Source organism: Marinobacter sp. LV10MA510-1 (assembly GCF_002563885.1).
Lineage (GTDB): Bacteria > Pseudomonadota > Gammaproteobacteria > Pseudomonadales > Oleiphilaceae > Marinobacter.
In genome coordinates, this window is record NZ_PDJA01000001.1 from 1,796,556 (window position 1) to 1,821,945 (window position 25,390).

Annotated in this window: 24 protein-coding genes and 2 pseudogenes; 4 read left to right on the top strand and 22 right to left on the bottom strand. The window is 54.0% G+C overall.

Features of this window, described 5'->3' with window-relative positions:
• Positions 1-4: 4 nt before the first annotated feature.
• The 4 genes from ATI45_RS08575 to ATI45_RS08590 all read right to left on the bottom strand — a co-directional run bounded on the left by ATI45_RS08575 (position 5) and on the right by ATI45_RS08590 (position 4,139).
• Positions 5-718: a class I SAM-dependent methyltransferase gene (locus tag ATI45_RS08575; RefSeq protein ID WP_098419121.1), complete on the bottom strand. Its 714-nt coding sequence runs from the start codon at positions 716-718 to the stop codon at positions 5-7.
• A 100-nt stretch (positions 719-818) separates the two neighbouring features.
• A complete protein-coding gene (locus ATI45_RS08580; protein ID WP_098419122.1) occupies positions 819-2,195 on the bottom strand; it encodes a TRAP transporter large permease in 1,377 nt (458 codons plus the stop codon).
• Positions 2,195-2,875, bottom strand: a complete 681-nt coding sequence (locus ATI45_RS08585; RefSeq protein ID WP_098419123.1) for a TRAP transporter small permease — start codon at positions 2,873-2,875, stop codon at positions 2,195-2,197. Before ATI45_RS08585 ends, ATI45_RS08580 begins: the two co-directional genes overlap by 1 nt.
• Before the next feature lie 262 nt (positions 2,876-3,137).
• On the bottom strand, positions 3,138-4,139 hold the full coding sequence (locus ATI45_RS08590; RefSeq protein WP_098419124.1) for a DctP family TRAP transporter solute-binding subunit: 1,002 nt from the start codon (positions 4,137-4,139) through the stop codon (positions 3,138-3,140).
• Between the two features lie 995 nt (positions 4,140-5,134).
• Between ATI45_RS08590 and ATI45_RS08595 the strand changes: the two genes are divergently transcribed.
• Positions 5,135-5,317 (top strand): hypothetical protein, encoded by a 183-nt coding sequence (locus tag ATI45_RS08595; protein ID WP_098419125.1) that lies wholly within the window; start codon positions 5,135-5,137, stop codon positions 5,315-5,317.
• On the opposite strand, the gene ATI45_RS08600 is transcribed toward ATI45_RS08595, so the two are convergent.
• Complete coding sequence (locus ATI45_RS08600; RefSeq protein WP_098419126.1) at positions 5,314-5,520, bottom strand: hypothetical protein; 207 nt, start codon at positions 5,518-5,520, stop codon at positions 5,314-5,316. The two genes, ATI45_RS08595 and ATI45_RS08600, sit on opposite strands and share 4 nt — an antisense overlap.
• A gap of 125 nt (positions 5,521-5,645) precedes the next feature.
• On the opposite strand from ATI45_RS08600, the gene ATI45_RS08605 reads away from it, so the two are divergent.
• The gene (locus ATI45_RS08605; protein ID WP_098419127.1) at positions 5,646-5,903 is read left to right on the top strand and encodes a hypothetical protein; all 258 of its coding nucleotides are present in this window, start codon (positions 5,646-5,648) and stop codon (positions 5,901-5,903) included.
• On the opposite strand, the gene ATI45_RS08610 is transcribed toward ATI45_RS08605, so the two are convergent.
• The 9 genes and pseudogenes from ATI45_RS08610 to ATI45_RS08650 form a co-directional block, all read right to left on the bottom strand.
• Positions 5,874-6,626, bottom strand: coding sequence for an SDR family oxidoreductase (locus tag ATI45_RS08610; protein WP_098419128.1), 753 nt, complete (start codon positions 6,624-6,626; stop codon positions 5,874-5,876). The genes ATI45_RS08605 and ATI45_RS08610 overlap by 30 nt on opposite strands.
• A gap of 22 nt (positions 6,627-6,648) precedes the next feature.
• Positions 6,649-7,773 carry a zinc-dependent alcohol dehydrogenase family protein gene (locus ATI45_RS08615; protein ID WP_098419129.1) on the bottom strand — a complete coding sequence of 375 codons (1,125 nt, stop codon included), beginning with the start codon at positions 7,771-7,773 and terminating at the stop codon, positions 6,649-6,651.
• Between the two features lie 16 nt (positions 7,774-7,789).
• Positions 7,790-9,226, bottom strand: a complete 1,437-nt coding sequence (locus ATI45_RS08620) for an aldehyde dehydrogenase family protein (RefSeq protein WP_098419130.1) — start codon at positions 9,224-9,226, stop codon at positions 7,790-7,792.
• Between the two features lie 13 nt (positions 9,227-9,239).
• Complete coding sequence (locus ATI45_RS08625) at positions 9,240-9,944, bottom strand: ABC transporter ATP-binding protein (protein WP_098419131.1); 705 nt, start codon at positions 9,942-9,944, stop codon at positions 9,240-9,242.
• A gap of 13 nt (positions 9,945-9,957) precedes the next feature.
• Positions 9,958-10,698, bottom strand: coding sequence for an ABC transporter ATP-binding protein (locus tag ATI45_RS08630; protein ID WP_098419132.1), 741 nt, complete (start codon positions 10,696-10,698; stop codon positions 9,958-9,960).
• Positions 10,695-11,639 carry a branched-chain amino acid ABC transporter permease gene (locus tag ATI45_RS08635; protein WP_098419133.1) on the bottom strand — a complete coding sequence of 315 codons (945 nt, stop codon included), beginning with the start codon at positions 11,637-11,639 and terminating at the stop codon, positions 10,695-10,697. The genes ATI45_RS08630 and ATI45_RS08635 overlap by 4 nt, the downstream gene beginning before the upstream one ends.
• Entirely contained in the window at positions 11,639-12,541 is a 903-nt protein-coding gene (locus ATI45_RS08640; protein WP_098419134.1) for a branched-chain amino acid ABC transporter permease, read from the bottom strand. The genes ATI45_RS08635 and ATI45_RS08640 overlap by 1 nt, the downstream gene beginning before the upstream one ends.
• Entirely contained in the window at positions 12,541-13,866 is a 1,326-nt protein-coding gene (locus ATI45_RS08645) for an ABC transporter substrate-binding protein (RefSeq protein ID WP_098419135.1), read from the bottom strand. Before ATI45_RS08645 ends, ATI45_RS08640 begins: the two co-directional genes overlap by 1 nt.
• 678 nt (positions 13,867-14,544) lie before the next feature.
• Positions 14,545-15,135 (bottom strand): annotated as a pseudogene (locus ATI45_RS08650) (IS66 family transposase); the annotation flags it as partial.
• Between the two features lie 266 nt (positions 15,136-15,401).
• On the opposite strand from ATI45_RS08650, the gene tnpC reads away from it, so the two are divergent.
• On the top strand, positions 15,402-16,883 hold the full coding sequence (tnpC, locus tag ATI45_RS08655) for an IS66 family transposase (RefSeq protein ID WP_098419136.1): 1,482 nt from the start codon (positions 15,402-15,404) through the stop codon (positions 16,881-16,883).
• A 203-nt stretch (positions 16,884-17,086) separates the two neighbouring features.
• Here the strand turns inward: tnpC and ATI45_RS08660 are convergent, their stop codons facing one another.
• Both ATI45_RS08660 and ATI45_RS08665 read right to left on the bottom strand, forming a co-directional pair.
• Positions 17,087-18,169 (bottom strand): transposase, encoded by a 1,083-nt coding sequence (locus ATI45_RS08660; RefSeq protein ID WP_098419137.1) that lies wholly within the window; start codon positions 18,167-18,169, stop codon positions 17,087-17,089.
• A 184-nt stretch (positions 18,170-18,353) separates the two neighbouring features.
• Positions 18,354-19,106: pseudogene (locus ATI45_RS08665) on the bottom strand (IS66 family transposase); the annotation flags it as partial.
• Between the two features lie 282 nt (positions 19,107-19,388).
• Between ATI45_RS08665 and ATI45_RS08670 the strand changes: the two are divergent.
• Positions 19,389-20,093 carry an aspartate/glutamate racemase family protein gene (locus ATI45_RS08670; RefSeq protein WP_098419138.1) on the top strand — a complete coding sequence of 235 codons (705 nt, stop codon included), beginning with the start codon at positions 19,389-19,391 and terminating at the stop codon, positions 20,091-20,093.
• A gap of 23 nt (positions 20,094-20,116) precedes the next feature.
• Here the strand turns inward: ATI45_RS08670 and ATI45_RS08675 are convergent, their stop codons facing one another.
• The 6 genes from ATI45_RS08675 to ATI45_RS08700 all read right to left on the bottom strand — a co-directional run bounded on the left by ATI45_RS08675 (position 20,117) and on the right by ATI45_RS08700 (position 25,384).
• Positions 20,117-20,533 carry a PaaI family thioesterase gene (locus ATI45_RS08675; protein ID WP_098419139.1) on the bottom strand — a complete coding sequence of 139 codons (417 nt, stop codon included), beginning with the start codon at positions 20,531-20,533 and terminating at the stop codon, positions 20,117-20,119.
• Positions 20,534-20,749: 216 nt separating this feature from the next.
• The gene (locus ATI45_RS08680; RefSeq protein WP_228735955.1) at positions 20,750-21,139 is read right to left on the bottom strand and encodes an AI-2E family transporter; all 390 of its coding nucleotides are present in this window, start codon (positions 21,137-21,139) and stop codon (positions 20,750-20,752) included.
• 171 nt (positions 21,140-21,310) lie between these two features.
• On the bottom strand, positions 21,311-22,198 hold the full coding sequence (mmsB, locus tag ATI45_RS08685) for a 3-hydroxyisobutyrate dehydrogenase (RefSeq protein WP_098419140.1): 888 nt from the start codon (positions 22,196-22,198) through the stop codon (positions 21,311-21,313).
• Between the two features lie 80 nt (positions 22,199-22,278).
• Positions 22,279-23,349, bottom strand: coding sequence for an enoyl-CoA hydratase/isomerase family protein (locus ATI45_RS08690; RefSeq protein ID WP_098419141.1), 1,071 nt, complete (start codon positions 23,347-23,349; stop codon positions 22,279-22,281).
• A 33-nt stretch (positions 23,350-23,382) separates the two neighbouring features.
• Positions 23,383-24,183 carry an enoyl-CoA hydratase gene (locus tag ATI45_RS08695; protein WP_098419142.1) on the bottom strand — a complete coding sequence of 267 codons (801 nt, stop codon included), beginning with the start codon at positions 24,181-24,183 and terminating at the stop codon, positions 23,383-23,385.
• 34 nt (positions 24,184-24,217) lie between these two features.
• A complete protein-coding gene (locus ATI45_RS08700; protein ID WP_098419143.1) occupies positions 24,218-25,384 on the bottom strand; it encodes an acyl-CoA dehydrogenase family protein in 1,167 nt (388 codons plus the stop codon).
• Positions 25,385-25,390: the final 6 nt, after the last annotated feature.

Below are 25,390 nucleotides of genomic sequence, written 5' to 3' on the forward strand. Positions count from 1 at the left end.
GAGGTTAGGCAACCGTCCGTCGCAATAGATCAACTCGCATGGGAGCCGTCAAGCAAACTCGGCCATCTTCAGCAAAGTCGTTGTATCTAGCTTCTACTGCTGCCAGCAATTCAGGCGACAGCCGATGGTCTGTATGCGTCACGTTGATCATTCGCTGCTCAAATTCGTCGAAGCTGTTAAAGACTCTTGGCATGTGAAAAAAGTGCTGACCGACTAACTCAAAGACACCCTCTTCAACCGCATTACAAACAGCTTCAAATGCATTCTCCCGCATTGTTTTTTCGCTGTGAAACAACCGTAAAATTTCATTAAAGTCGCCCGCATAAATTGGCTCAGAGATATACGCTAAGCCACCCGGTCGCAGCACTCTGTAAATCTCTGACATGGCGTCAGCCAGGCGATCTTTCGGCACATGATGCAGGGACTTAAACATCAGAACAATGTCAGCATTAGAATCACTAGCTGGAATGCTCTCGGCCCCGGCAACAACAAAGGTCACATTTGGTAAGTTCGTTCGTGCGCTGTTTTTCGTGTGCTGAACAAGGTCCACTTCGCAAGCCAGAATTGAAGCGGGTTCGCACTCGTTAGCGATATAGCGGGTGAGAGCCGCTGAGCCGCATCCCAACTCCACAATGCAAGCACCTTTCAGCGGTAAAATCTGACGAAAGAGCTCTGGCTCTTTTTTTATTATTAACTTTGTTTGCGCGTTAATTTCCATCAAATCTCCTCATTGCAATCCATTGATCGCAAACTGAAAAGGCCTCATGCGCAACGCATGGCTCTGGCACTCGTTGCGCATGAGGCAATATTGAGCTTTGTTAGTTGGTAATGATTTCAGGCCCCATGAAGGTATTGGGCAAGAAGGTCGATATCCACGGGATGTAGGTGATTATGATCAGGAACACTAACAGGACGGCCAGGAAGGGCAGTGAGGCGCGCACCACCGACATCATCGACATGCCTGCAACACCAGAGGTCACGAAGAGGTTTAGTCCCACCGGCGGCGTTATCATCCCGATCTCCATATTGACCACCATGATGATGCCCAAATGGATTGGGTCGATACCCAGTTCGATGGCGAGCGGAAAGATCAGCGGTGCCACGATAACCAGTAGGCCACTGGGCTCCATGAATTGTCCGCCGATTAGCAATATGACGTTGACCATAACCAGGAACATTACCGGGCCGAAGCCCGCACTCAGCATTGCATTGGCGATTTGCTGAGGTATCTGCTCTTCGGTCAACACGTGCTTGAGAATAAGCGCATTGGCGATCACGAAAAGCAGCGTAACGGTAAGTTTGCCTGCATCAAAGAGGGTCTTCCTGGTATCGGGATGCACGAAGACGGTCAAAATCGCATGCGGTTTTCGCAGGAGGCTGATATTCGCGCCCTCTCCGGTTGTTGCAAGCGGCCCGATATCGCGATAGATGAAACAGGCGATCAAGAAGGAATAGACCGCCGCAACCGCCGCCGCCTCTGTTGGCGTGAAGACGCCGCCATAGATGCCGCCCAAGATGATCACGATCAGGAAGAGGCCCCAACCCGCCTCGCGGCCAGAGGCCCAGATCTCAGACCAGCCTTGCCATTCCCCCTTGGGCATGTTGCGCACGCGGGCAATGATATATATCGTCGTCATTAGCATGGAACCCGCGAGAAGGCCGGGAATGACGCCGGCGAGAAACATGCGGCCGACCGACACGTTGACCGAGGCCGCATAGACTACCATTACGATGGATGGCGGAATAAGAATGCCCAGGGTGCCCGCATTACATATCACGCCGGCGGCGAATTCTTTGGTATAGCCCACCTGACGCATGCCCGCGATCACTATCGTGCCGATGGCTACCACCGTCGCAGGGGATGATCCCGAAAGTGCCGCAAACATCATGCAGGCTAAGACCCCAGCGATGGCAAGGCCGCCGTGCAGATGCCCCACGCAGGCAATAGAAAAGCGGATGATACGCTGCGCAACGCCGCCCGTCGTCATGAAAGCGGAAGCGAGGATAAAGAAGGGAATCGCGAGCAAGGTGTAATGGCCAACGAACGCCTCAAGCAGAGTGCCCGCGACGGAAGCCAGGGAAGCATTTGAGTAGATCAGCAAGAAGAGTGTGGAACTGAGTCCGAGAGAGAACGCAATCGGTACACCAATAAGCAGCAAGGCAATGATTACGAAAAAGAGAATGGCGACATCCATTAATTGGATCCTCCGCGGCTGTCATGCGCGTGGCCCGCGCGGATTTCATTCAGTTCGTCCTCAACTTCATGGCTGGCAATCAGACGGTCGAGCTCGCCCCGCCAAATGGCCACAGCGGCCTGGGCAAATCGCAGCACCAGTAAAAACGCGGAGATCGGCAGCACAATATAGGGCACGGCCTTGGGCATTTTTTCGTATGTATCGCCGTGGTTAATTAGATCTTCCAAGAAGCGGAAGGCGCCCACCATCGGTACGTCCTGCATCTCATAGAAGCTTTGACTGCGCGAACTTGTATCGAACCCTGTCGGGAACCAGCGGCCTGAGGTGGGGGGTAAGTCAGCAAAAACAGCCCAATAGTCGTAACCGCCCTTCAGCAGGAGCAACGAAAAGACGAGGCATGCTGCGACCGAGATAAGCGCAAGCACTCGACGTATGGCAGGTGAGGCCAGATTCAAAATCACATCCACGCCGAGCTGCGCATGTTTCTTGACCGCGTAAGAAGCCCCCAAAAGGACCAAAAAGCCAAACATGAAAACTGTTAGTTCAAGTGCCCAAAGAATGTTCGAGTTAAACGCGTAGCGTGCTACAACATTGGCGAAAGTGATGGCCGTCATGAGCCCAATAAGCACGGCGATCAAAGTTTCCTCGAACTGATCGATTAGTCCTGTCTTGTGCTGCATCGTACCGTTTCCATGATGGTAGTGTTTCGTTTGACTAACTCGTAAACCTACTGCTTGGCACTGAGGGTTCTGGCCAAAGCTGGCAACACGGACCCATAAACCTCAGAGATAAGGTTTCCGGACTCTCAGAAGTTCAGTAGATTCATGAGTTAGCCAGACAGCACGTTAAAGAAAGTGGTTAAAAAATTGGGCAGGCCAATATGGACTGCACGATACCGGTACAGCACAGCCCCCGAGTGGGGGCTGTGCTGTTCATGCGGATTTACGAACTGGTGTTCGAGTTGACGGCTGCGTCGATATTCTCTTGCCCGATATCGCCCATGAATTTTTCCCAGACGGGCTTCATCTTCTCAATCCAGTTGTCGCGCTGCGCGGGTGTCAGTTGACGCACCACGCCGCCGGCATCGATGATCGCCTGCTTGGCGCTTTGATTGACCTCGCTGGATTCGCTATTGCGGGCATCGGACACTTCCGCCACGATTTGCAGGAACTGGTCGCGTACATCAGCGTCAAGGCTGTCAAGCCAGTCGACGCTGGTCACAAGCAGATAGTCGATTACACCGTGATTGGTCTCGGTGATGCCGTCCTGAACCTCAAAGAACTTTTTTCCGTAAATGTTGGACCAGGTGTTTTCCTGACCATCCACAACGCCCATCTGAAGCGCGCCGTAAACCTCGGAAAAGGCCATTTTCTGCGGGCTGCCTCCAATCGCCTCCATCTGCGCCACCAACACGTCGGAGGATTGAACGCGGAATTTTAGCCCTTCGGCGTCCAAAGGCTCCAGTAGGGGTGCATTGGCCGACATCTGCTTCATGCCGTTATGCCAATAGGCCAAGCCCTGAAGGCCGCGGCGCTGCATGCTGTCAAGCATGGCCTGCCCATTATCGGAGGCCTGAAATCGATCCACTGCTTCGATATCTGAGAAGATGAAGGGCAGATCGAAAAGGCGGAACTGCTTGGTCAGTCTCTCGAATTTCGAGAGTGACGGTGCGGCAAGCTGAACGTCGCCCCGAAGCATCGCCTCGATCACCTTGTCGTCATCATAAAGAGTGGAGTTGGGAAACACTTCGATGCACATCTTGCCATCCATTTCCTCGTTTACACGCTTCTGCAACAACGAGGCGGCGATACCCTTCGGATGCCTGTCAGTGTTGGTGACGTGGCTGAACTTTGCGACGATCTCGCCATCGTCGCAGGCGGCCATTACAGCCCCTGGGCCAACGCTCAGGGCCAGTGCCGATATTGCAGCAGTCAGAAGTTTCATGCGGGTTTCCTCTTATTATATTTTGAAGTATTTAACACAGTGCCTTGTGTGGTACGTTTAGTACAAATATTGACGACTAAATTTTATTATCCTCCAGCAAAAATTGAAAGTAAATCCAGAAATCCTTATTGATTTCTCGTAGCGTTGATTTTGCTTTTTATCTTTATTATGTAAAGTGTTTTTAAAATATAAAAAGTCACTTTATGAAATTATGCACTTTCAAAATAGCTTTTAGGTGCCGCATTACTCGTCGAATACATAAAAAAGTTATAGCCTTACAGGTCATTGCCGGATTTTTATGGCTATACCCTTTTCATTTTAGTGTATATATTTACTCGGCACGCATAATGTGCTCAGAGATTTTTTTGTATAGACCGATCTTACTACCCACTGAAGATTTGGTTGTTACTAAAGCATAATTATACTTACACAAAATAGTAAAAAAGGTATTCGAAATTACTTAATCCGGGTTTGAGCATTGGTTAACGCGGAATACTGACGCTGACCATTGAGTGGAAGATTGTCTGATATTCGATGCGTGCTTCAGGGATGAATAATCACGACAGCCTGATGGGCGAGTTTGGGAAAAACTCTCCGCCCAATTTTAGCCAAAGCCAGCCAACTGGAAAGCTATGCTAGCAGAATGGTAGAGCGTGACGAACGTCTATTTTTCTGACATGACAGAGCTTTACAAAATTAATTAGCGCGCCCTTAAATTCTGCATGAATTAATATTTTCACGTTACTCATTTTTGGTATAATAAAGATCGACTTATTTAGGACGTCGCCTTGTTATAATGACTATTATACCGTTCAGTTAATCCGCTAATTTAAACCTGCTATAGTTCCATAATACTCACGAATGATGGTGATGTTATCTTGGCCCAGCAATCTGCACCTCTTCATCTTGCAGTTAACGATTAACTGGAAAGCTGGCTGCGAATGGGCTATCGAGAACGCAAAGGTGTAAAACCTACCCCAGCGGGCGCATAACTGTTGCGCCACACCCGAGCGGTCTTGCACCAGGCGGAGCATACCAAAAGCGAGTTCGCGGATCTGATCAACGATCCGAAAGGGCATCGGCGAATTTTCGCCACCACCACCACCGCAGTGACGGGCTTTAAAACCGAAGTGCTGTTGCGGTTTCTTGCCGAAAGCCAAGGATTACGGTTGAACTAGAAGAAAAAATAGCCCGAGACATCGCTCGGGGCGTCTAGGAGGGTGACGCTGACCTCAGCGTAGTTGCCGAGGCCCATCGCCTCGCAGTGATTTGCATCAGTTACGACAGGCTGATCGTGGTCGCACCCTTGCAGCATCCGCTGGCTGGCTGCAGCCGGATCAATTTTGAACAGACCTTGGAACGCCAGCATTTCCGACTTCATTAGCCCTGTACTCTATTGAAGTTTCTTCAGGACTAAGTCAATGATTTAGCGAGACACTGCCATTACGCCTCAAGGTTTTTGACTTTGAGTCCACCTGTCGCGTAATTGAGGCCGGCGTCGGCATTATGCCCAAATCGACAGCCTTACAATATCAACTCTTCCAAAAGTACATTCTTGTGGGGCTTGAGCAGGACTGGGCGCAGCGCGAGCGGATCATGATCATCCCGGAACTCGAGGCCCCGCCCACCTTCGAAAAGAATCTGGTCCAGAACATCGCCGCCCACGAAGGAATTGCGCTAGCGCTCAGAAAAGCATATGGCATCCAGCCTCGTTCGAGCGGCAAGGCCGGAGATTCAGACGACCCGTCCACCATCAACGGGTAGCTCGACACCATTCAAGAAGGATGCTTCATCCGTTGCCAAGAATACTGCAACAGCCGCAACGTCCGCGGGTGTCGAGAGCCTGCCAAGGGGCACGGTGCTGATAAACCTGGCGCGGTTTTCCGGTGTATCGGGCACACCCATGAACTCTTCAAGCAGCGCAGTCTCACCCATCACCGGGCAGATGTTGTTAACGCGGATACCATCGGGGCCGAGTTCGACCGCGAGAGACTTGGACAGTATATTGACCGCCCCCTTTGAGCTGTTGTACCAGGTCAGCCCGGGTCGGGGGCGGATGCCGGCAACGGAGCCTACGTTGATGATGGAGCCATTTTTTCTCTCTCTCATCAAGGGCACGACAGCGTGAATCATGTGAAAGATGGATTTCACGTTGACCGCAAAGACACGGTCGAAGGTTGCCTCATCCACATCCAGCAGGGGCTGGTTGCGATGAGTGGTACCAGCGTTGTTGACTACGATGTCCGGAACACCAAAGGTACGGACACATTCATCGACAGCCAGTTGGACGTCCTTGCCTGAGGTCACGTTGCAATTGACGGCATGCGCTCTTTCGCCGAGTTCCTCCGCCAGTTTGGCAGCACCTTCATAGTTCATGTCAGCGAGGATGACTTTGGCGCCCTCCTCCACGTAACGCCGGGCAATGGCGGCGCCAAAACCACTGGCAGCGCCAGTTACGATTGCAATTTTGTCTGCTAATAAATTCATTGGATTACCTTGTCATTGTTGTCTAGAAAATAATCAGATCGCGGAGGCTATTGCCAGACGCCAGGCCATCAAAGCCTTCATTGATGTCCTCCAGCGCCAGGCGTTTCCCGATAAGCTTGTCAATCGGCAGCCGACCATTGCGGTACAGGCCAAGGTAGCGGGGCAGATCCCGTGCTGGAATACAGGAGCCGATGTAGCTGCCCTTTACGGTGCGCTCTTCTGTGGTCAGGCTCACCTGCTGAATAGGCCAGCGCGCCTCCGGACTGGGCAAGCCCGCAGTTACCGAGGTGCCACCACGGCGGGTCGTGCCGTAAGCCAGCTCCATCGCCGACACGGAACCCGCGAACTCAAACGCGAAATCGACACCGCCCCGGGTCAGCTCTCGGACCTGCGCCACCGCGTCATCGTCACGGGCGTTGACCACGTGCGTCGCGCCGAGCTCCAGTGCCAGGTCGAGCTTGTGCTGATGGACATCCACAGCGATGAGGGGGTTCGCCCCCGACGCCCGGGCCCCCAGCAAAGCGCTGAGTCCTACGCCTCCCAATCCAACGATCATCACCGAGGAACCCGGGGACACCTTGCCGGTGTTCACTACCGCACCCATACCGGTCAGAACCGCGCAGCCGAACACTGCAGCGTCAACGGGATCAATGTCGTCGGGAATGGGCACACAGGATTTGGCAGAAACAACCGCATGGTCCGCGAACGCCGAAACGCCGCAGTGATGATTAACGGTCTTTCCGTCTGCCGACAGCCGATACCCTCCGGCGAGCATTTCGCCTTTGCCGTTGGCGTCGGCGCCAGGCTCGCACAAAGCCGGTCGTCCCTCCATGCATGGCAGACAGGCACCGCAGCTGGGCACAAACACCAGTACTACTTTCTGCCCCTTCTCCAGCGACCTGACTCCGGCACCAACCTCAACGACTTCGGCGCTGGCTTCATGACCTAGCGCCATTGGCAGTGGTCGTGGACGCACTCCGCTGATGACCGAGAGATCGGAGTGGCAAAGGCCAGCTGCAATCATCCGCACCATGACTTCCCCAGGACCAGGTGGCTCCAGAGTCAGCTCTTCGATTTTCAACGGCTTGCTGTCAGCGTAGGGCGTGGCCGTACTCATTTCTCTAAGCACCGCGGATCTTATCTTCATGCCGACCTCCGGGTTGTTATTGCTGGTAATGGTTGACGATGGTTTTGGTGTGACTGAACTCATCCAGCGCAAGAAAACCTTTTTCACGTCCGTGGCCACTCTTGCGAACGCCGCCGAACGGTAGTTCGACACCGCCGCCGGCACCGTAGCAATTGATAAAGACCTGACCGCCTTCGAGCCTGTTGGCGATCCGATGCTGACGCGCGCCGTTCTCGGTCCAGACAGAGGCCACCAGACCATAGTCCGTACCGTTGGCGACTGCGATTGCGTCGTCTTCATCCTTGAACGGGATAGCAGCCAGAACCGGGCCGAAGACTTCCTCGCGTGCCAGCTTGTGATCCCGCGGTACCGGCCCGAAAAGAGTGGGTTTGACGTAGTAGCCGCCTTCCGCCGTTCCTTCTGCGAAGGAGCCCTCCGCCACAGGCTGGAGGCCGCTGTCCAGACACTCGGCAATAAACTGCTTCACCCGTCCATACTGGGCATGGGTGATGATCGGGCCGCAGTCCGGAGCACTGTCAGGACCGCCGACGCGAAGCTCGCGGAACCGCGCTGCAACCCGGTCCAGGACCTCGTCAAAAATACCTTCCTGGATCAGCACCCGGCTTCCTGCCGAGCAGGTCTGTCCCGCGTTCTGGACGATGGCACCGACAATCACCGGAATTGCTTTATCGAGATCGGCATCATCGAACACCAGTTGAGGGCACTTGCCTCCCAGCTCGAGAACGCATTTGACATGATTCTGTGCCGCGGCTGTCTGGATGGTGGTGCCGACTTGCGGTGAGCCGGTAAAGGTAATCATGTTCACGTCAGGATGCTCGGAAAGTGCGGCTCCGGCTTCGCGACCGTAACCGGTGACGATGTTGAGAGCGCCGGCGGGCAGACCTGCGTCAGTCGCAATTTCCGCAAAACGCAGGGACGTCATACAGGCATCTTCTGCCGGTTTGACCACCGAGGCATTCCCCATGGCCAGAGCCGGGGCTACGGTACGTCCGAGCATCTGGGCCGGGTAGTTCCACGGTATGATATGACCCACGACGCCGAACGGCTGCCGCACGATATTGACCGAGTAGCCGGACAGGTAGGGAATGACCTGCCCGTGTACCTTGTCTGCTGCACTGCCATAGAATTCAAAATAGCGCGCCAGAGCCTGGATATCCTTGCGGGCCAGTTCAAGTGGTTTGCCAGTGTCTTTAGCCTCGATACCCGCGAGTTCTTCCTGATTCGCCAGCACCGACTCGCCGATCTTCATCAGGATGCGTCCGCGTTCGGTGGCGGTGGTCTTGCCCCATAACCCGTTCACCGCTGCGCGCGCAGCCTTTACAGCCGAATCTATATCACTCGCCTGGCCACGGGCTATCTCGTCGTAGGACTCGCCGGTTGCCGGAAAGTAGACGGGGATTCCGTCTGCTTGCGCAGGCGCTACCCATTCACCACCAATAAACAGTTTTTTCATAAACACCTCTTAGTTAGAGTTGGGCACCAACAGCGGACTGGTTGGTAGATTCAGACGCAGCCGGCTCGGGAAGCAGAGCGCCCCGCTCGATGTACATGACCTTATCCGGTATGTCTTTCAGAAGGCCGGCGTTTGATTCGGTTATAACAATAGACAAATCGGGCATTTTCTGGTGCAGACGTTGCAGCGCGTCGCTGTACTGGGCCGCCAGTGCAGGCGCAAGCCCCTGAAACGGTTCGTCCAGCAACACCATGTGCGAGCCCACCATCAGCGCCCGGCCCAAAGCCGCCATTTTACCCTGACCGCCGGACAGCGCCGCCCCTGAGCGAGGCAGAAGCTCCTCTAACTGAGGCACGATTTCCAGCGTCAACTTTAAGCTCTCATCGATCTGTGCCTTGCTGTAGCGGGCGATCTGACAGGGAAAGCGGAGATTTTCCTCAACGCTCATTGAGGGAAACATGACCCGTTCCTGGGGTGCGTAGCCGATGCCCAGCAGAACGCGCTCGTGTGCCTTAACTCTGGACAGGCTCTGCCCATCGAATGAAATGTCGCCTTCCTCAAGACGCAACAAACCCATGACGGCCTTCAGCAGTGTTGTCTTGCCGGCGCCGTTGCGACCGACTACGGCAACGATGGAGCCGGCAGGAAGGTCTACAGAGATATTCCTCAGCACCTCGACGTTATCGATGCGGGCACTGACATTTTCCAGTTTCAGCATAGTTACTCTCCGGTCAGATACCCAGGACTTCCCGCTGGATGTTGGGGTCAGCCAGGACCGTATCGGGAGCGCCATCCGCAGCCACTGCTCCGGAGATCCAGGCCGCAACGCGACTGGCATAGCGTTTAACGATGTCCACATCATGCTCAACGAAGATCGAGGTGGTCTTCTGCTCCTCCAGTGCGTCCATAAGTATCTCCATCAGGTCATACTTCTCTTCCGTCGAAACCCCGCTGGTAGGCTCGTCCATGATGAGCAGCCTTGGCCGCAGCATCAGCGACATCGCCACATCCAGGAGCTTCCGCTGCCCTTCCGGCAGGCTGTCGCAAAGTTCGTGCTGGCGTTCGCGCAGACCTACAAGTTCCAGGATATGGTCAACCCCGGGGCCATCATTGGCCTTGCCCAGACTGGTGAACAGCGACAGCTTTCGCTGGCGCGCCACCCCGGAAAGCTCAAGGCACTGCCTGACCGTATGCTCCATGAAAAGCTGGGGGATCTGGAACGACCGCGCCATGCCCCGGCGTACTATATCCCTTGGAGAACGGGCAGTGATCACCTTGCCGTCAAACATGACGCTGCCGCTGTCGGGCTGGATCAACCCGGTACAGATATTGATGAAGGTGGTTTTGCCAGCGCCGTTCTGGCCGATGACTGCGAGCCGCTCCCCTTCCTGAATGCTGAAGTCGATGTTATCGGCGGCGACTATTCCGCCGAAGGAAAGGGACAAGCCCCGAGTTTCGAGCAAGGCTGTCATGAGCGCACCTCCGCAGTCTTTCGTTTCTTCCTGAACAGGCTTGTAAGGCCGTCCGGCAGAAAGTAGATGATGGCGATCAGGATCACCCCGAGCATGAGCTGCCAAGCTCCGCCCACTAGAATCGAGGCATACAACTTGACGAATTCGAACAGCAGCGCTGCCACGAATACACCTATCGCATGGGCAGACCCGCCCAGGATCGAGATGAACACCAGTTCGCCCGACTTGAGCCAGTAGCCCGCCTCAGGTGTTACCAGACCCTGTGACAGTCCGTAGAATGCCCCCGCCAGACCGCAAAGCCCGGCGGACAGGGTGTATCCCTGCCACAGCAGCTTTTTGGCAGAAACTCCGAGATATTCGAGCCTGTCCTCATTGGTTTTGATGGCCGCCATGGCCTCACCTGCGGATGAGCGGAAAAACTGCTGCACTGAAAACACCAGCGCGACCGCAAGAACCAGCAGAATTATCAGCAAAGTGGCCTCGTATCCCGCCCTGTCCATGTCGACGCCAAACAGGCTGGGGCGGGGGATCCGCATACCATCAGAACCTCCAGTCAAGCCGTAGAATTTGGTGACTACGGTGAATATCACCATGGAAATGGCCAAATTCAGCATGCCGAAGAAAATGCCGCGGTAGCGCACCAGAAAGAGCCCCAGAACCATGCCGGTTACAAGACTGACCCCGGTTCCGGCCAGGACCAGTACAATGCCATCCGCTCCCGGGAAGGCCTCGCTCAGAAACGCCACGGTGTAGCCCGAAATCAGCATATACATCGCATGGCCGAAGGAAATCTGTCCCGCCCGCAATAGCACAACCACACCCAGTGCCGCGGTGCCGAAGACCAGTGCCATGATCAGCGAAACCCGCATCCATGGGAACGCGATGGATAACCCCAACACAGCGAGAAAAACAATGCCTGCTATTAATAAACGCTTTTTCATCAAATCCTCCGCGCTTCTGCCACAGTAAATAGCCCCTGCGGCCGGATGAGCAAGACGGCCATCATGATGAGATAAGGCATCACCACTTCGAACTGGGGAAGGAAGTAAACACTCAGGGAGCGGGAGATACCGATCATCAGTGCCACAATCAGCGCCCCCGAAATCTGCCCGAGACCGGCTGTTGCCACTACGGCGAATGACAGCACGATCATATCTGCCCCAACTCCTGGAACCAGTGACGTTGTAGGGGAAGCCAACGCTCCGCCCAAAGCGCCCAGAGTGGCGCCAATAATGAAGGTCAAAGAGGCGATACTGCTAGCGTTCACCCCTAGCGCCGTCGCCACTTCCCGATCATGGGTCACCGCGATGATCTGCCGTCCTTTGAGGCTGTGCTTGAGGAACCAGCGCAGAAGCACATAAACCGCAAGGGCAACCGACGGGATAAACCAAAGCTGATAGTTCATGAACACAACTCCCAGCAGTTCGCTGTCTCCCATCTGGAACACGACATCGGATACGAAGTAAGGCTGAGTGCCCCAGATCATCACCTGCACGTCTTCAAGCACCATGAAAGCACCGAAGGTGACAAGCAGCAGAATGATGGGGTCCCTGTCGCGGAACGGGTGTAGCAATAGCATCAGTCCATAACCCAGGATGACACCGACGATACCTGCACCGAGAATCAGCGCCAGTATCGACAGTGTGATTGAGCCTGACCCCTGCGCGAACCAGATCCCCATGCTGGCGGCAGTATAGCCGCCAAACGCATAAAGACTGCCGTGCGCAACGTTTAGCACACGGACCACACCAAAGATAAAGGTCAGGCCAAGGGCTACCAGAAACAGTAGCCCTGCGTATGACACTCCATCAATAAGTGCTAGCAGAAGAGTGTCTACCCCCATTACTTGGCATCTCCGTTGCCTTCGCTGTAGAAGTCCACTTCATCAAGCAGATCGGCATTGAGGGTGGTGAGCCACTCCGACGTGCTTTCACCGGCCGGTGTAGTGACCAGTTCCGCAGGTACGATCATGATGTCCTTGAGGATACGAAAGTCGTATTCATCGCTCGAGGTGGTAACACCAAAGAGCTGATCTTCGAGGCCTTGGCCATCTTCGGGACGAATGGTGACATCACTGGTCAAGCCTCGGAAGGTAAGCCCGTGCAGTGCCTCGGCTAGTTGCTCCTTGTTCGGCCAATTGCCGTCGTTGGCAGCAATTGCTTTGTCGTATGCCCCGACCATCGCTTCCATGGCCTGAACCATGTGGTAGACGGGATAAATGGGCTGGGAGCCTGTCTTTTCAAGGTACTTGCTAACAAAGTCACTGTGCTTGGGATCGTTGACGTATTCCGGATGCAGGAAGTAGTGATCGCCCCGGGCACCCACCAGCACACCTTCAGGCAACTTGGACCCCAGACGCTCCAGTGAGGACTCGGCCAGCGCCAGAAAGAACTTGGAATCGCGGAAAAGGCCGCGTTGGAAGGCTTGGGTCGTGAACGTATCCAGATCGCCGCCCCAGGAGGAAGAGAAAACCACATCCGGTTTGAGGGCCTGCAAGCGACTGATCTGCGAGGAGTAATCAGGCGCTCCGAATCTCGGGAAAAACTCGGCAACCACCTCCACGTCGGGCTTCATCTGTTTCAGCACAGTGCTGAAGATTTCCCAGGAATCGTGGCCCCAAGCATAATCTTGGTTCACTACCGCAATGGTTTTGAAGTCGGGGTGAACCTTCAGAAGATACAGTACGCTGGCAACCATTTCGGTAACGGCATTGGCCTGGGAACGAACCACATATTTGTAATTTAGCCCCTCTAACGCTTTCTCGGTACCACAGTCCCACATGATATTGACGACTTTCAGATCCTCTGCCACCGGACCCAGGGCCTTGCAGTTGCCACTCGAGATCGCAGCCATCATCAAATCAGCTTTTTCGGCCTGGACCACACGGCGGTAATCCGACAGCATACCGCTGACGCCTTTGCCTTCATCAATAAAAATTGGCCTGACGGGAACCCCGTGGATGCCACCATCCGCATTGAGTTCTTCCAGGTAGATCTCAGCAGCGTCTTTGCCAGGAACACCAAAGACCGAGGCGGGCCCACTCAGAAAGGTCGTTATTCCAAGGATGATTTCTTCTGGCTTATCGCCTTCGGTAGCCTGAACAGCTGACATGACCGAAAGTAAAGATAAGGCAAGGGTTGTCTTACGTAAAAATCTTTTGAAAAACATTTTAACTCCTCATGTATTTATTGTTATTTCCGATACTTACGAAACCAGCTGAGTCAGTACCTATACCTATTTATACACCTACAGCAAAAAATGTACAGCTAACAGAACATAAAGGGCTTTGTCTTTCCATAAGGGGGTGTTAAGAAGACGCTTACATAACCGAAAGATATATTTGTTCTCTGACATTTCAGGATCAGGATGTGCTGGCGCCGGCGCTACCTGCTGCTCTTTGATCGAAATTGTCAAAGCCAACGAACTAGACCCTCGGCTTATATTTTGCCTGTGCTGAAAATACTGAAGCGACTGCGGACGTGGCATGCGGAGCTGGAATAGGCTTCAAAAAAGTGTTTCAGCTAGGTTGAAGGAGGGATGTCGATTTAGCGGCGCTTACGGTGAACAATCCAATCGCCAACGACATCCCGCTGACCTATATTTCTTTTCCCTCTGCCAAAGACCCGAGTTTTGCTGAACGCTACCCCGGCTTATACCTGACAGGCCAGGACATAATGACGTGCGGCGTAGTAGGTGCCATGATCGGCGGGCTGCGACCGCGGTGGCAGTCAGTGGTTTGCGCGGCCTGCCACTGGCCAAAAAAATGTTTGTCGGCTAAAACTTTCTTCGCACGGGGCATGAACGCATTATTTATGCTCTTTGGAAACTTTCATTTTTCGTAACTATTCAGCTGGTTTGATTTAAAACGGTCGTATCATTACCCGCACCCACCGCCATGAACGGCGGCACACTCCCCTCGAACAAATGCATCAGGGCTTTCGAGGCAGACACGTTATGCTTACGCGCCGTCGACAGATAACTGCGCACGCGACAGAAGATCTCGGCTCCTTCAAAGGATCGAAAACAACCCGATATTTTCTGCTGCACTTTGAACATACGGATGTCTCGCTCACCTTGGTTGTTGGTAAACGGTACCTCTGGATTGTCGAGGAAGCGTAGCACATCCGATTCGTAGTCGATCAACCGCTCCAGCAGGTTGCGTGCCCGCGTGCGTTTGAGCCGCCCGCGTTTGCCCGGGCGCAGGCTTTCATCCGGTGGCGGGCACTCTTTTTGCGCGTTTGCCAGGCAGCGTCGGTACACCTTGCGCCACCGCTGCGCTTTGTTCGGTGGCAGGCAGCCGCCGGCGTCGTCGACGCTGTCGGTCATGATGTTCAGTAGAGTGTGCACTCGTTGAGCCCACACCTGTTTATCCTGCTCCCAGGCGCGCTGAAGTTCTCGCAGGTGGTGCGCATTGCACAGAGAGTGCAAGCATGAATGTAACTATTCAGCTCAAAAAACCTGTGAAAGTTCTTGACAGGGTTTTTGTCTGAATCTTTTCATCTTGTCGGTATACGCACCGATGCAGCCAGACAGGCCATAGCCAGCGCTATGATGTCCGCTGAAGGGCTGTAATCACCGAAACCGATCACGGGACGGCATCGTTTTTTTAATCGCCTCAGAAGGGCGCTCAGAGCCAAAAATGTCGCCCTGAAAACCCGTGCGATAATGGCTGTCTTACAAAGCCATTCCGGTGCGGGTAGACATTGAAAATAGACAACATCGACGTTGATTCGGCAATCGCCTCCGTCAAGAACCTTCTTGAGAAAGAGCGTGACCTGTCACCTTCACTCAAGGCCGCTCTGGAAGTGCTGCTCGTTTTGGTGGCGCTACTGCTCAACCGCACGACGCTCAATAGTAAAAATAGTAGTAAGCCGCCCTCAACGGATCCGAACCGTGACAAATCTTCCAGAAAGGGTTCCAGCAATAGCAAGCCTGGCGGACAGAAGGGGCGTATCGGAACCACCTTGCGGCCAGTCGATGATCCTGATGCCGTGAAAGCGCTGAAAGTCGATCGACGCTCTCTGCCAAAAGGACGGCGGTATCAAGAGGACGGTTATGAAACACGGCAGGTCATCGATATTGATATCGCGCGATTCGTGACTGAATACCGAGCACAGGTTATTAAAGACGATCAGGGAAATCGATTTGTTGCTGCCTTTCCGGACAGGGTCAATCGGTCGGTTCAGTATGGCATCGGCATCAAGGCCAATGCGGTCTATATGTCGCAGTTTCAGCTGTTGCCCTATGACCGAATCCGTGACCACTTTCAGGAGCAGATGGGTATTCCGGTCAGTGCCGGCTCTGTCTTCAATTTCAACAAAGAGGCCTACGAGAAGCTGGATCATTTCGAGCAGTGGGCGAAAGCTCAGCTCGCCAAGTCTGATCTCATGCATGTTGATGAGACCGGCATCAACCTGGACGGGAAGCGCCACTGGTTGCACTGCGCGTCCAATAGCGCATTGACGCTGCTCTACCCCCACACCAAGCGTGGCACCGAGGCCATGGACGAGATGGGCGTCTTGCCCTTCTTCAGCGGGGTGCTGTGTCACGATCATTGGAAGCCGTACTACCGTTACGCGTGCACCCATTCCCTGTGCAATGCACACCATCTTCGGGAGCTGGAGAGGGCATGGGAGCAGGACGATCAACACTGGGCCAAGGCGATGAAAACACTGCTGATCGATATGAACACAACGGTAGCGGATGCCGGTGGCCGCTTGCCAGCCACTGACGCTGAACGGTGGCGACAGCGCTACCGACAACGTCTCGAAGAAGCAGATAGTGAATGTCCACCTCCCGATGAGAGCCAGCGAGAGGCAGGGAAACGAGGCAGGCTAAAACGATCAAAAGCCCGAAACTTGCTGGAAAGGTTACGAAACTTTGAGCACGACGTTCTGCGTTTTATGGATGTCGAGTACGTCCCCTTCACCAACAATCAGGGGGAGAATGACCTGCGCATGACGAAAGTGCAGCAGAAAATATCCGGTTGTTTTCGATCCATGGCGGGGGCGAAGATCTTTTGTCGTGTTCGCAGTTACCTGTCAACGTGTCGTAAGCAGGGGATGTCAGCCACAGAGGCTCTGCCTTTACTCTTTCAGGGTAAAAGCCCTGCGTTTATGGATACCGATGAGCCAATTGCAAAACTCTCGGATAGTACAGGCCTAACAAGGCCACAGGTAATCTAAATGAGATCAATTACCATTTAAAGCTTTAAGCCGGTGCTATTACATCAATCTGCTCAAATATTGCTCAATATCTGTTTTTCCGCACAAAGGAATCCATGCCCAACCAGTTTGAGCTCTGCAAATTTTGATCTAACCGGTGACTTGAACGGTTATTCCACAAATTTCATCATTTGGTTAACGGTCAACGCAATGATGCCAAACATTCAATGTGTCATGACCTTTGAATGACCTTTAACTCGTACCATTCGCGCATTAAATTCATCTTTAAGTCGGCCGTTAACGCGTTCGACAGTACTTCGTACGTTGTACCGAATGGTTTCTGCCAGTTTGTAGCCTGTTTTTCGGCAGCGCATTTGTTCATCTGCTATCTCTGCTTTACGGGCTTTGTTTCTTGGGTTTTCATCAATCAGAGGGACATGACCCAATGATTCGCTATGCTGCTTAATCAAGGGTGAGTCATAAGCGGCATCCATCAGGTCGTAACAATGGGTCACTCGTCGGCTAGTCACTTCTGCCAGTGGAATGGCGACCTGGCTGTCATGCAGTGAGGCTGAGGTCAGCAGGCAGCTAATCGGAATGCCACCATCGCTGGCATCAATGTGAAGTTTGTAACCAATCCAACTCGTTTTGTATCCCTTACTATTCCGTTTGCTACCCACATGACAGGCGCTTGGTAAATCAGCCTTCATTTCACTAAGACTCATTCCCGCACTTTGCCTTTCCAGGCGAGTCGGTTCTTTGATTCGGGCTTCACCCTTTTTAGGTCGACCGCGCTTTTTCGGATGCTTTTCTTTGGATTCGGGTTTGAGTGGTTTTTCACGGGCGGCAATGGCGGTGGAATCTCGAGAAATGTGCCCAATCAATTGATCTCCAAAATGTCGTTCGATCACGGCCGCATGAACACGCTCGGTCAATTGACTTTCCGCGAATGCTGCAAATGCTCTGGAGAAAGTTGCTGCGCTGGGTACTTCGTTTTTTCTCTCCCATCCGCAAAGCCGGCGTAGTTTGATATTGGACTCCAATTGATCCAACAGCACTGCTGTGGTCGGCAGGTTATAGACGGCCTTGGCGACAAAAGCGCGAGCGATTGCACACCTGCTTTCTAGCGGTCGTCCCGGAACTCGACCCACATACGGCAGGTGTGTTTCAACTTGAATCAGTTCCAAAGCTTCAACCAGTTGTTTTTGTTTATCGGTTAGCTCGCCTAGATCTTCTTCTAGCCATGAGAAAAGAGTGCTTTGAAAGTGGTTCCAAATACTGGATAATCCAATGCGTGTCTGGTTCATTAAAGTCTGGCCCAAGTGGTGGGTTTTTTTGCTGTTTTGTCGCTGCTCATTTTAACAAATGAGGGCCAGATATTCTTCTTTCTTTAGCGTTGTTTAGCTATTAAACCCACTCGTTTCCAGGGTTTTGCAATTACCTCCGATGAGACTCTATTTTAATGATCATGGTGGATATGAGCTGAATAGTTACGCATGAATAACGGTAATACGGCTTCCAGTGATCATGACAGAGCACACCGTTGAAGCGCGGCAGGATGCCGATCGCATCCATCGCTTTCTGGCCTCGTTGTGCATGGGGCGCAAGCCAGGTCAGTCGGTCATTCGATGCGCCGTGCAGCAAGTGACGTTTACCACCGATGTTCACGCCTGTTTCATCGACGTGAACCACCGACGCCTCGGCCAGGCGGTCCTTGACCCACGGCTCAAATTCAGCGGCCTTATTGAAAGCGTCCTGATTGAAGTTGAACAGTGAGCCGACACTCAGTGGGATGCCGACCTGGTCTTCGAAGTACTCGCGGATGCGATCATAGGGCAGGAGCTGGTATTGCGACAGATAGACCGCGTGGGCCTTCAGCTGCGGGCCGTACTGAACCGAGTGTTCTACACCGACCGGAAAAGGCGCCACAAAACGTTGCCCCTGGGCATTTTCCAGGATCTCGGCCTGGTACTCGGTGACAAAACGGCGGATGTCCAGATCAACGACCTGACCGCCTGGCTTACGCCCGCTCTTCAAACGGTTCTGTCTGGGGCGGTTCGGATCCTGAGACGGCGGCTTACTGCTGTTTGCACTGTGGGTGTTAATCCGCCCACTCAGTCTCTGGACCAGCACCATCAGCAACTCGATGGCCGTCCGCATGGAAGGCGCGACGGTTGTGTCTGCTTGAAGTTGTTGTCTGACGTTCGCCAGCGCAGCGTCGACATCAATGTTAGTGATCTTCATGGATCTGAGTACCGTCGAGTGATGCATTATTATCGCACGACTTTTTCAGGTCGAATTTTTCGTCCTGAGCGCGGATTTGACGGGGTTTTTCAAATCGACGTCGCCCCGGGGATGGACAACAAAACGAAAGGGCCGTGAAGGGCTCTTGGAGGCTTTGCGCGTCGCTTAATGGGTTTGCGTTGAGTGTGGCCTAAATTCATAAAATTGGGGCCAAAACCCTGTCAAGAACTTTTTTAGAAAATTTGAGCTGAATAGTTACCATTTTTCTAACAACGAGATTATATGAAGACTATCGGCCTTATTGGCGGCATGAGCTGGGAGTCAACCCAGACATATTACCGCCTGATTAACCAGAAAGTACGGCAGCAACTCGGCGGGCTACACTCGGCAAAACTCGTACTTTACAGCGTGGACTTTTCCGAGATTGAGGCGCTCCAACGTCAGGGCGACTGGGAAGGAACGGCCAAAATACTGCTAGCAGCGGCACAGTCTGTGAAATCCGCCGGAGCCGACTTTCTGGTTATTTGCACCAACACCATGCACAAGATAGCCCCGCAAATGGAGCAGGCAACAGCCATGCCTCTGCTTCATATTGCCGACGCCACCGCCAAAGCGCTGCTCAACGATGGAATCACCTCGGTGGGACTGCTTGGCACAAGATTCACTATGGAACAGGCGTTTTACCGGGAAAAGCTTGAGCAACAGGGCATTACCGTTATTATTCCGGATGACAACGAACGATCTGTCGTACACCGAATAATCTACGACGAGTTGTGTCAGGGCATAATTACTCCCGAGTCAAAGACCTCGTATCTTGATGTGGTTGCTTCCTTAGCCGCACGAGGGGCACAGGCGGTTATTTTAGGTTGCACGGAGATTGGCCTGCTAATCCAAAGCTCCGATACACAGGTTGCGCTTTACGACACAACAGAAATTCATGCCGATCAAGCTGTTGCGCTCGCCCTGAATTTAACGAGTCGGCCCTGATTGCTTTGTGCCGCACCACTGCGCTAGCGCGATGGCGGAATGGAATAGGTTATGGTCGAGTGGGCCACCGGGTCATCGTTGCCATGGGAGTAAATAAATACCTCGCCTACGGCGATTGTTTTACCCACTTTCAGCATGGTGGCCCGGGCTGTCAAAGGTTGGTGGGCAGCCGGTTTACGCAGAAAATTAATATTCAGATTGGTGGTTACCGCCAGCGGCATCAGACCAATTCTGGATAGAAGAGCAGCGTACAGGGTGACATCGGCCAGCCCCATCATAACCGGGCCAGACACAGTGCCGCCCGGGCGCAGGTGGCTTTCATCCACATCAAGTACCATTTCAGCGGTGCCGTCGCCCAGTTCGCGCAAAGTGCCGAACGCGGCACCTTGCGGAAACTGTTCAGTTAGAAACGTTTGTAACTGCGGCAGTGTTATTTTCATTCTTTGAAGTCTTCCTTCTTAGTGTTCTAACGAGCAATCACTCTGTAAATTGGGCGCAGACGCGGAATCTGTTTAAGCACTACTTGAATAACGGTCATCAGCTGGCCACGCCAGGATTCGGTTTGCAGCACCACCGTACCCGGTCTTTCAATTTCAACATTGCCGCCCCGGTGGACAGCTGCTCAACCGACTGCTCCACCTTTTCGGCGGACTTTGTCACTTTGTCACTTTGTCAATTTGCTGCATTAGCTGGCTTTCGCCCACCAGCAGTTTAGAAATGCCTTCGGGCGCCTTACCGGCCCACTCCAGCGCTGGCGTAAACACCGCGTAAGACAGCCCTCCAATTCCGGCCAGTACAATCAATACCAGCACCAGTGAACTGATCATGCGGGGAATACGAAACCGGGACAAGCGCGTCACCAGAGGCGCTAACACCAAGCTGGTTAGCAGTGCCAGCACCATCGGCAAGATAATCTGGTGGGCCAAGTAAAGAGTGTACAAGATACCCAAAGTGAACAGCCCGTAAATGGGGGTCGCCAAATCGCCAATGGTCTTCTGCCGCGAGGATTTAGGCTCTCGTGGAATCAGTGCGTGTCTTTCTTCCATGCTCGCAATATGCCTGCTGCCGCGCGGCAAAGGCCTTTGAAAAGGCCACTGCCGGCAAATGTGTGAAAGCCTTATTCGCCAGAAGTAATACTGGCGGCTACCAAAACTTACACACAGTTTACCTGCACCACTGAGCTGGCGCATTATAGTTATATAATAGCGACTCCCGTTTCACTCTGGATTGTAAAGCCGCTGAATACTGGAAAAATCCAGATCCGCGTTGCCCTGCCCCGCGTGCAGCGAGAACAGGTTCCGAGCCAGTGAGCCCATGGGAATCGACGCCTGGTTTTTCACCGCGTTGTCGAATGCCAGGCCCAGGTCCTTGGTCATCAGCTTTACCAAAAAACCGCCTTCGTAGTTGCGTGATGCCGGCGCCGCTTCCATCACTCCCGGCCAGGGGTTATACACGTTCAACGCCCAGTTACCGCCAGAGCTTTGCTTCATGATTTCCGACAGTACCACTGGGTCCAGCCCATTCTTCACACCCAGAGCCAGTGCTTCGCTGGTGCCCGCCATCAAGATGGCCAACAGCATGTTGTTGCAGATTTTGGCCACCTGTCCCGAGCCGTGTTCGCCGGCGCGAAAAATATTCTTGCCCATGTCCTGCAGAATGGGCTGGGCCGCCGCGTAATCGGCCTCTGAGCCACCGCAGATAAAGGTTAGCGTGCCGGCCTTTGCGCCACCAACGCCACCGGATACCGGTGCATCCAGAAAGCGAAGTTTACGGCCAGACGCCTCGGCCGCTACTTTTTTGGCGGTTTCCGAAGCAATCGTCGAAGAATCTATCACCAGAGTGCCTTCAGGCAAAGCTGCCAACAAGCCTTCAGCGCCCAGATAAACCGCTTCTACATGCTGCCCGGCAGGCAGCATGGTAATCACGCACTCAGCGCCTTTAACGGCTTCATGAGCGGTGTCGGCGCTGTTTGCACCTTCGGCCTTCAGCGCACTGACGGCGTCTGCCGACAAGTCAAACACGGTGACCTGGTGGCCGGCTTTCAACAGATTGCTGGCCATAGGGCCGCCCATATTACCAAGGCCAATAAATGAAATAATTGCCATCGTATTTCCCTCTTTTGTTTTAGTGTGGCTTCTTTTGTTAAGTGCTGTTAAGTGCCCTGCTCATGGCTGCTCTAACAGGCTCAAACAAAAAAGCCGTTAATCCATTCGTTATCGATGTCCGCCAGGGTGGCGTAACGCCATCTTGGTTGCTGGTCTTTGTCGATCAGCAAAGCCCGCACGCCCTCGGCAAACTCACCTTTGCTCAGGCAATTGGTCGACAGCAGCAATTCTTTGTCAAATACCTGCTTCAGGCCATCCAGGCGGCAGCGGTGCAGGTGTTCCCACACCAGCGCAAAAGCCACCGGCGACGCTGCCGCGAGCGGCTTCACGGCTTTGGCCAGCCAGCCATCGCCCGACGCCAGTTCCTTCAACTGGGCAATGGCCTGCTCCAGGGTGTCGGCGTCGGTGGCGCGGTTGATCTCATCAAAGTGATCGCGAACGGGTGAAGCCGGCTGGGCATCGGCGCTCTGTTGCTCAAACTGACGCAATACCGAGCCTACGACCTCATGGCCATGGCGGTTGTGCCAGTCGGCGCCAGTCAGCTCAGCGACAACCTGAGCCTTCAACTCGTGCTTTATAAACCGATCAGCCATGCCGGTGAACAGCGCATCAGCGCCGTTCATTCGGGCGCCCGTCAGGCCCAAAAACAGGCCGGTGCGGCCGGGGCAGCGATTGAGAAACCAGCCGCCGCCCACATCCGGGTAAAGCCCGATGGTGGTTTCAGGCATTGCCAGTTTTGAGCTTTCGGTCACTACCCGATGGGAAGCGCCCTGCATGATGCCCATGCCGCCGCCCATTACAATGCCGTGGCCCCAGCACACAACCGGTTTGGGGTAGCTGTGAATCAGGTAGTCCAGCTCGTATTCTTCGGCAAAAAATGCCTTGCCGACATCAGCGCTTCCAGCCTCTGTCATACTGCGATACAGCGCAACAATGTCGCCGCCTGCGCAAAACGCCTTGTCGCCTTCGGCTTCCAGCCACACAGCGCGTACCCGGTCATCTTCAGCCCAGGCCTTCAGCTGTGGCGTCAGCAAGCGAATTATTTCCAGTGACAGAGAGTTCAGCGAGCGCGGCGCGTTCAGGCGTACGACTCCGATGGCGGCGTCGTCTGCGGTTTGCCACTGCTCAAATACAATCAGTTGATCCCTCATGGTGAATCCTTTGGCCCATGTGTCGGATTGGCGTTAGCGGTTTTTCCACTGAGGCTTGCGCTTGCCTAGAAACGCGGTGACGCCTTCTTTTTGGTCTTCAGTGGAAAACAGCTCAATGAACAGTTCCCGCTCCAGGCGCCAGCCGTCCTCATGGTTATGACCGTCGCGCACGTTCATGATCAGATTCTTACAGCGAGAAATGGACGACGGGCTTTGCTTGCAAGCGCCTTCTGCCAGTTCCAAAGCTTTCGCCAAGCCTTGGCCGGTGGGAACCACTTCTTCCACCAGACCAATGCTCAGGGCTTTGTCGGCTTTCAGGCGCTCACCGCACAAAATCATGCGTTTGGCCCAACCTTCGCCCACCAGCCAGGGCAGGTTTTGAGTGCCGCCAGCGCAGGGCAGCAAGCCGACGGCTGCTTCTGGCAGAGCCATTTGCGCGTGCTCTTCAGCGATACGAATATCACAGGCCAACGCGCATTCCAGGCCGCCACCCATGGCGTAACCGTTAATGGCCGCAATGGACACGCCGCGGAAGTGCGTTAGCGCGGCAAACGCTGCGCCAAAAGCCCGGGACATTTCTGTGGCGCGGGCAATGTCGCCGTCGGCAAAGGCTTTCAGATCCGCTCCGGCAGAGAAGAATTTCTCGCCTTGGCCGGTAACCACCAACGCAAAAATGTCTTTGTCAGCGTTCAATTCAGCGATTGTGTGTTGTAATTTGCTTAACGAATCGCGAGTCCAGGTGTTCGCCGGTGGATTGCTAATCGTCAGCACGGCAATGTGGCCGCGCTTTTCCAGTTGCAGCTTATCGCTCTTAAAATCGAGTGTGTCGCTCATAAGATCTCCGCAATGTGATGTTGAATGGCTTCCGCTACTGAATCGCTTCCGCGACGCCCTGCTCCAGAATGCGGCGAGCCACAATCAGGCGCATGACTTCGTTGGTGCCTTCCAGAATCTGGTGCACCCGCAAGTCCCGTAGGTATCGCTCAAGGGGGTATTCCCGAATATAGCCGTAGCCACCGTGCAGTTGCAGGGCGTCGTTGACCACGTCGAAACACACGTCGGTGGCAAAGCGTTTGGCCATGGCGCAGTGCAGTGTGGCTTCAGGGTCGCCGTTGTCTAATTTGAACGCGCCCAGGCGCACCATTTGCCGCGCTGCAACCAGATTGGTGGCCATATCCGCCAGTTTAAATTGCAGAGCCTGAAACGCCGCCAGCGGTTTACCAAACTGGGCGCGGGCGTGCATGTAGTCACGGGCACGCAGCAACGCCGCCTGGGCACCGCCCAGGGAACACGTGGCAATGTTCAAGCGGCCACCGTCAAGGCCCTTCATGGCAATGGCAAAGCCCTCGCCTTCGGCGCCAAGGCGGTTGGCCACCGGCACCCGCACATTTTCCAGTGTGACCGAGCGGGTCGGTTGGCTGTGCCAGCCCATTTTTTTTTCATTCTTGCCATAGGACACGCCGTCGGCGTCCGCCAGAATCAAAAACGCAGAAATGCCTTTGGCACCGCTGTCAGGGCCGCCGGTACGAGCCATCAAAATCAGCACATCGGTTGCGCCAGCACCGGAAATAAAAACCTTGCTGCCGTTAATGACGTAATCATCGCCATCCCGCTCTGCTTTGGTGCGCAGGCTTGCTGCATCGGAACCTGCGCCGGGCTCGGTCAGGCAATAAGACGCCAATTTTTCGCCGCTGGCCAAGGTAGGCACCACATTCTGCTTGACCTCGTCTGTGCCAAAACTGGCCAGCATCCAGGTCGCCATGTTGTGAATGGTAATAAAGGCTGCAGTAGAGGGGCAGGCCGCGGCCAGCTCCTCTACAATCACCGCGGTGTCTTGGCGCGAAAGCCCCATGCCACCAAAGGCTTCCGGTGTATAGATCCCGCAAAAGCCCATTTCTCCCGCTTCTCGAAGCACATCTTTTGGAAAAATGCTTTCTTCGTCCCAGTGCGCAGCGAAAGGCGCCATGGATTTTTGCGCGAATGCCCGCGCTGCCTCACGAAACGCCTGCTGGTCTTCGGTCAGGTCAAAGTTCATAGCTGG